Here is a 7,033-nt window from a genome sequence, read left to right as displayed (position 1 = left end):
TTCTGCTTTCGCACCGTTACGTCTGCCGTTTCCAGCTCCGCTTTGGTCACAAGGCTTTAGGAGTTAAAAGCAATTAACGTGGAGTTCGCACCAATTGCTTGATACGAAGGGTATTCTGTTATCAATCTATGTTTCTATACAGGTTTGTATAGTTTGGTTTAAATTTGTTGTAACAGTTTAGTTACCCAGAGACCAATATGATGGTTCTTTAGCAAAGTTAATCTTTCTTCATAATTCTGAGGTACATCTACTTCTAAGATTTCCCCAATAATCGGCCAAAAGTGATTGCGTGGGTTACCATAATATTGTTGCTTCTCTAACGATTGTTTCCCCGGCATTGAACCGACAATTAGCACTTTCGTTGACAAATCAATAACCGGTGGTAGTACATTTTTAAGTTCATTTGACATGACAGTCCCTCCTTCCCTATATTGTAGCGGAAAATTTGCGTCAATGTCATCGAAGGGCATGTATCAAATATTAAAGTTCAGCCTCATCACCTTAACGTGGGGTGACTTCCGTTCCAATCGGCAATTTCCTAAGAAAGGGTCTTTCTCTATTTGTTGGATATTTATGATAGACTAAATCAAATGCACTCTTTTTAAGATGTTTTTGTCAACATGCTGTCACTTTAATAAATGACGAGTATTTTAAACTACATAGAGGTGAAATATGAGAAGTTGGTTCCAGTCTCTTACAGCTAGAATGATTTTTTTAATAAGTATCCTGATCCTTTTAATATGTGGACTGTTTATGTATCTTTTGCAAGAACATATTCGCGATACGACAGAAAAACAGATGGGGATGGAAGCACTAAATATTGCAAAAACCCTCGCATCCACGGAAGAGATCATTACGGCATTCGATAAAGAAAATCCGAGTGAAATCATCCAACCAATCGTTGAACCTTTAAGAAAAGAAATTGACGCAGCATATATTGTCGTTGGAAATTCTGAAGGAATTCGTTATTCTCATCCTTCAAAAGATAAAATCGGAGAAGAAATGGTTGGTGGAGACAACGATGCCGCATTGCTAGATAGACAAGCTTATATTTCTAAAACTACGGGGTCACTAGGTGAATCGATTCGAGGCAAAGCCCCCATCATATTAGATAATAAAATTATTGGTGTTGTATCTGTCGGTTTTTTAACAGAAAATATCAACACAATCATCGAAAGCTATATTCACAAATGGATCAAATACACCGTAGTTATTCTTTTAATAGGCATATTAGGTGCAGTAGTTATTTCTATTTATATAAAAAAATTATTGTTTAATATGGAACCTATTCAAATTGCTAAATTATATCAACAAAACAAGGTCATTTTAGAAACAACAGCAGAGGGTATACTGGCTGTCGATCATTTTAATCAAATTACTACCATTAATAAAAGTGCTTATGAAATGCTAGATTCGGCTCACAATAAATCTCTATCTGATTGGATGGGTACAAAAATTGAACATATTTTTACGCCTAAAATTGTTGCAGAGCAAAACATTCATAATTTAGAGCTACCACTTGATGAGCATATTGTAATTTTGAATAAAGCCCCCTTAGTTGAAAAGAAAAGGAAAATTGGTTCATTATACACCTTTAGAAAAAAAGTAGATATCCAAAAAATCACGGATGAATTAAAACAGATGAAGCAGTATGCAAATGTTCAACGGGCCTATACTCATGAATTTGCTAATAAGCTCCATATCATTTTAGGTTTACTTGTTCATAAACATTACAACGAAGCAATTGAATTTATTAAAGAAGAACGAAACATACAACTTAAAAACCAAGCTTTTTTAAATAGCAATATAACCACCCCGCTTCTACTTGCCTTAATTCAGGGGAAAATTGCAGAAGCCGCAGAACTGGGGATTACACTCGAGCTAAACGAAATTTCTTCATCTATTGAATTATCTAAACAGCAAGAAGATGCTGTCCTAACAGCTCTTGGTAATGTACTTCAAAACGCTATTGAAACTTTAAAAAGTTGGGAATCCTCAGATAAAATGATTCGACTATCCATCAACAAGTATAAAAATCATTACTTATTTGAGATTCAAGACAATGGACCAGGTATTGATCACAATATTTACGATAAAATTTTTACAAAGGGTATATCGACTAAAGAAGGATTAGACCGCGGACATGGACTTGCTATAAGCAAGAAAGCCCTTCAGGTGATACACGGGGAAATTTTATTGGATTCCGGTGATTTATCAGGAGCATGTTTTTTAATTATAGTTCCTAAAGGAGACATTTGAGAATGACAACATTAAAAAGTGTATGGATTATTGAAGATGACTTTAGAGTAGCAAAAATTCATGCCGATTATGTTCATAATATAGAAGGTTTTATCGTCACTGAAAATTTACGCACAGGTAAAGAAACGATTGAAAAGCTGGAGATGACTTCTAGCTTACCAGAAATTATATTAACAGATTTATATATTCCGGATGTTGAAGGTAACTCATTAGTAAGCCATATACGTCACCTCTATCCGTCTATAAAAATTGTCGTAATCTCAGCAGCAACTGAAGTAAGTTTAATAAGGGATGTATTGGACTTAGGAATTTTAGATTATTTAATAAAACCCTTTGAAGAGCAACGACTTCAACAAGCATTTCAAAAATATTTGCAGGAACTTCGATTATTTCAACATAGCAAAAATGTCACTCAAAATGATCTTGATTCTTTATTTTATAGTGAATCAAACAATAAGGTAGTAGATGAAGAAACGTTTGTAAAAGGAATTGATTTGCACACATTACAAATTGTTAAAAGCATTTTTGAAGATCTCAAAACCCAGGAGCTCACAGCCTCCCAATTAAGCGAACTCATTGGTTCTAGCCGTTCAACAGCTCGCCGTTATTTAGAATACTTAGTTAGCGAGCAGTTTTTAGAAACAAAACTAATTTACGGTACCGTTGGAAGACCTGAACGAAAATATGTATATCATGGAACTTATGAACAAAACTAATAGTATGTTATTTATTTAACATATGATTATATTATTTTCCTCTCTTTAGCACTGTGTTATTTTTTAAATAATCTGAATGATCAATCACAAAGGGAGGAAATATTTTTGAGTCTAAGTATAATCGGATTTTTAACCATTATTATTATTGTTGCTCTACTAATTAGTGGTCGCGTATCACCACTTGTAGCAATGGTTATACCACCTATCGTAGCTGCATTTATAGCTGGCTTTAACTTCGATGAATTAGGAGAATTCTTTAGTTCTGGATTAAGCTCAGTGATGAACGTAGCTGTTATGTTTATCTTTGCTATTATTTTCTTCGGTATTATGCAGGATGTAGGATTATTCGAGCCATTGATCAATAAAATGATTGCGCTTTCAAAAGGAAACATTATTGTCGTTGCAGTGATAACAGTAATCATTGCTGTAGTGGCGCAACTAGATGGTTCTGGAGCTTCAACATTTTTAATTACAATCCCAGCATTATTGCCTTTATATTTACGTTTACGGATGAATCCATATCTTTTGCTGTTATTAGTTGGAGGAGCAGCAGCAGTAATTAATATGATTCCTTGGGGTGGCCCATTAGGTCGTGTTGCTTCAGTTTTAGAGACAGATGTAACTGAACTTTGGTATCCTTTAATCACTATTCAAATCATTGGTGTCGTTTTAATGTTAGCTTTAGCGGTGTTCCTAGGTTTTAGAGAAAAGAAGCGTATTCTGAAACAATACGGTACCCTGGACTTCACAAATGATGATCATGCTATTACACAAGGTGTTGTTTCATCAGAAGTAGACACAAGCTTACAACGACCAAAACTATTGTGGATTAATGCAATTGTTACTGTTCTTGTTATCGGAATTTTAGTTGCAGGTATTTTACCAGCAGGATTAGCCTTTTTAATTGGAGTGGCCATCGCCCTACCAATCAACTACCGCTCTCCTAAAGAGCAAATGGAACGTGTACAAGCACATGCTCCGAATGCCTTAACGATGGCGTCTATCATCATTTCCGCTGGTCTATTCTTGGGCATACTTAATGGTACCGGAATGTTAACTGCGATTGCCAACAATGCTGTAAACATTCTACCATCAGCCCTATCATCTTATTTACATATCATTATCGGGGTATTGGGGGTACCATTTGATTTATTACTAAGTACGGATGCGTATTACTTCGCTTTATTCCCTGTAGTTGAACAGATTGGTTTATCTTTCGATATTGATTCTCTTTCAACTGCCTATGCCATGATTATCGGTAATATTGTAGGTACATTTGTATCGCCACTTGCTCCTGCAGTTTGGTTAGCTTTAGGCTTATCAGGCTTAGAAATGGGGAAACACTTAAAATACTCTTTCTTCTGGATGTGGGGATTGAGCATTACTTTACTATTCATTGCTGTAGCATTAGGAATTATTGCTATCTAACTCATCACCGAATGTTGGAGATGATAATGGTTAAAACGAATGCCATGTGTATAAGTTGATTGGAGTGGAGGCTGGGCGACTCCTTGGGGATTAGCGATAGAGGAACGAAGGCTAAAACCATCACATCCTGTGATAACGCCTTCGTGACCAACATCGTGTTGGCCCGAGACCCTGCAGCGAAGCGAAGCGGCTCATCGGACGCCCCCAGGAAGCTCTGCTCTGCGCGAAAGCGAAGCGTCAGCGGCAAATGTTTTATCTGTGCGAAAGCGAAGCGGCAGCAACAAAGCGCCCAGTCGGAACGGAAATCAACCCCATTTTATGGTTATAATTAACATAAACAGAAATATAGCACCAGTTGTCGAGTGGTTAATCGGCAACTGGCTATTTTTATATAGGTATCGTCTTATAGTGAAAAATCAGAGCCAGCAAGTATTTTCTTCGAGCTTTTTGCATGCAGGCTATTGGATGAGTGATTTTTTATATACGTTCTTACTATTTCATAACCAATGCAATATCCTATCCATTGAGGAAGCTTTCCACCATATAAAAATTCAGCATGATTGTTTAATCCTTGAATATTGATTTGAGGTAAAAAATGTTCCTTCCAAATTTCTAACATTTTATCTAATGAGTAGGACCTCAACCATGGCGCTAACCATTTATCACCGTAAATCTTCTCTACTTCACATTCTGCTAAACCTTCTAAAATTAAAGAATCTAACAATGTCACTTCGTCTAGAGATTTATCTAAATATTGCAGACGACAAACGTGATTATACTCATGTGCAAATAACGCTTTAAGCTCCTGCTTTTCAAGCTCTTCTATATATAAAAACAGAGCATTTGGATAGGCAACACCGTTTTTCTTAGTAATCATTTGCTCCTGTGTGATTGGGAAGATATAGATTGGTATATTTGGACCGCTCCACCTTTCCTTTAAATAGTTAAATTCTTTCTGTACTACTTCCCAAACGTTTTGTTTTTTTAACTTGTTAATGTCTATTTTTTCATGTGACTGAAAAAGCCCCTGTTGCTGTAGTTCAAATTGTATTTCATCTGGAGATCCGCCAATAAAAATCTCTACTAAACGACCGCAAAGAATAGAGCGTTGTAAGTCCTCAAGATTTTTACTGTCATTAAACCTTTGACTAGCCATTAATTCATTGAGCCACTCATCTGTTGGTATTACTGACATACTTTCCCTCCTTACTATAGCTTATGTCTGAAGTAGACAATCGGCTAGTGATAATGATTGAAACCGCATATATTAGCTTGTAAGGAAGTCGAAAGGAGGGATAGTTTGTGAATCCAGCTAATACTTATAATCTTTGTTGTCAATATCATGGTAAACGTGTAAGAATTGAAGAAACATGTGGCAGAGTACATTATGGAGAAATAACTAGAGTGGATAGAAGACAGGTGTGGATTCAACCTGATAGACGATTTGGCGGTTATGGTTTAGGTTATTGGGGTTGGGGAGGATCCGGAGCAGGTTTTGGCTTAGGAATCGCACTTGGCGCTATTGGTGGAATTGCACTAGCACCACTATTATTTTGGTAATACTGAAATGACTAATTATACTATCCGCTGCGCGATGACAGATTCTGTCATGGAGAAAAAATAAGCCATTTCAATCTAATGAGATGGCTTATTTTCCTTATTGCACTTGCTCTTGTTGCTGTTTGCTTTTAATCAACTCGGATATTGTGACAAATGTATAACCTTGTTTTTTAAGTTCTGGTAAGATTTCTTCCAGTGCCTTAATAGTCTGCGTACGATCGCCGCCTCCATCATGGAACAAAATAACATCTCCAGGCTTCGACCCATTCATCACTTTTTGGACAATTTTGTTGACACCCGGCTGTTTCCAATCTTGAGTATCCTGATGCCAAGACCACATAACTACTTTGTATCCATCCTTTACAGCGGCATTGATCATTTGATCATTATAGTAACCACCTACAGGACGGAACAAAATTGGTGCAAATCCAGTAATACCATAAATTATTGCCTTTGTCTTACGCAGTTGTGCCTGTAATTCAGCTACGGAAGCTTTAAACGGATGTGAATACGTATGATTGGCCAGCTCATGCCCTTCAGAATAAGATCGTAAAACAAGGTCTGGATATTTTTCTGCATTTTTACCAATAATAAAAAACGTCGCTTTTGCATCATACTTTTCCAATAAATCCAAAATAGCCGCCGTATATTTGGGATGAGGTCCATCGTCAAAGGTAAGCGCAATTATTTTGTCTTTTGTATTAATGTCCCACACGACTTCCCCTGTCTCCTCATAATAAGGCCGACCTTTATCCGCATAGGCTGTCAGCTCTGTAAAAAATACCGATATGATTAAAAAACAAAGGGATAAAACCAATACATATTTACGTGTCATAAGCATCACCTCCCAAATTCAAATTCACATAACTCCGTCAACTTACTATTTACGAATTACAATGAATTATACTTATGAAGGTTTGGCTGTTTTCTCCTCAAAACCTTTTTAAAAAATCTATTCATCACTAACGTCGCATGAATTTTAATTGAATTTTCTGTTTTCTATTTCTTCCGTTTTTGAAGAAAATAAAAGACTCTCAAATAGAGATAGTAAACATCCATTTTTTTACTAT

Annotated in this window: 6 protein-coding genes and 1 pseudogene; 4 read left to right on the top strand and 3 right to left on the bottom strand. The window is 36.2% G+C overall.

What is annotated here, in order from left to right; genetic code table 11:
* Positions 1 to 179 precede the first annotated feature (179 nt).
* A pseudogene (locus ACFXN8_RS26070) lies at positions 180 to 410 on the bottom strand (DNA-deoxyinosine glycosylase); the annotation flags it as partial.
* A 343-nt stretch (positions 411 to 753) separates the two neighbouring features.
* Here ACFXN8_RS26070 and ACFXN8_RS26065 point away from each other — a divergent pair.
* From ACFXN8_RS26065 to ACFXN8_RS26055, 3 genes are all read left to right on the top strand, one after another.
* Entirely contained in the window at positions 754 to 2,259 is a 1,506-nt protein-coding gene (locus ACFXN8_RS26065; protein WP_386848280.1) for an ATP-binding protein, read from the top strand.
* Between the two features lie 2 nt (positions 2,260 to 2,261).
* Positions 2,262 to 2,975: a response regulator gene (locus ACFXN8_RS26060; protein WP_386848279.1), complete on the top strand. Its 714-nt coding sequence runs from the start codon at positions 2,262 to 2,264 to the stop codon at positions 2,973 to 2,975.
* A 105-nt stretch (positions 2,976 to 3,080) separates the two neighbouring features.
* Positions 3,081 to 4,403: a CitMHS family transporter gene (locus tag ACFXN8_RS26055; RefSeq protein ID WP_386848278.1), complete on the top strand. Its 1,323-nt coding sequence runs from the start codon at positions 3,081 to 3,083 to the stop codon at positions 4,401 to 4,403.
* Positions 4,404 to 4,806: 403 nt separating this feature from the next.
* On the opposite strand, the gene ACFXN8_RS26050 is transcribed toward ACFXN8_RS26055, so the two are convergent.
* Entirely contained in the window at positions 4,807 to 5,598 is a 792-nt protein-coding gene (locus ACFXN8_RS26050; RefSeq protein ID WP_386848277.1) for a DUF2268 domain-containing putative Zn-dependent protease, read from the bottom strand.
* Positions 5,599 to 5,705: 107 nt separating this feature from the next.
* On the opposite strand from ACFXN8_RS26050, the gene ACFXN8_RS26045 reads away from it, so the two are divergent.
* Positions 5,706 to 5,963, top strand: a complete 258-nt coding sequence (locus tag ACFXN8_RS26045) for a hypothetical protein (protein ID WP_386848276.1) — start codon at positions 5,706 to 5,708, stop codon at positions 5,961 to 5,963.
* Positions 5,964 to 6,060: 97 nt separating this feature from the next.
* On the opposite strand, the gene ACFXN8_RS26040 is transcribed toward ACFXN8_RS26045, so the two are convergent.
* Complete coding sequence (locus ACFXN8_RS26040; protein ID WP_376072215.1) at positions 6,061 to 6,798, bottom strand: polysaccharide deacetylase family protein; 738 nt, start codon at positions 6,796 to 6,798, stop codon at positions 6,061 to 6,063.
* Positions 6,799 to 7,033: the final 235 nt, after the last annotated feature.

It is taken from the genome of Lysinibacillus sp. NPDC059133 (genome assembly GCF_042755925.1).
Taxonomy (GTDB): Bacteria; Bacillota; Bacilli; order Bacillales_A; family Planococcaceae; genus Lysinibacillus.
Note: the sequence above shows the minus strand (reverse complement) of the source record. Positions and strands in the feature narration are given on the sequence as shown.

Coding starts and splice junctions, on each gene's coding strand:
- ACFXN8_RS26060 (WP_386848279.1), top strand. CDS start 2,262: ATGACAACATTAAAAAGTGTATGGATTATTGAAGATGACTTTAGAGTA.
- ACFXN8_RS26040 (WP_376072215.1), bottom strand. CDS start 6,798: ATGACACGTAAATATGTATTGGTTTTATCCCTTTGTTTTTTAATCATA.
- ACFXN8_RS26065 (WP_386848280.1), top strand. CDS start 754: ATGTATCTTTTGCAAGAACATATTCGCGATACGACAGAAAAACAGATG.
- ACFXN8_RS26050 (WP_386848277.1), bottom strand. CDS start 5,598: ATGTCAGTAATACCAACAGATGAGTGGCTCAATGAATTAATGGCTAGT.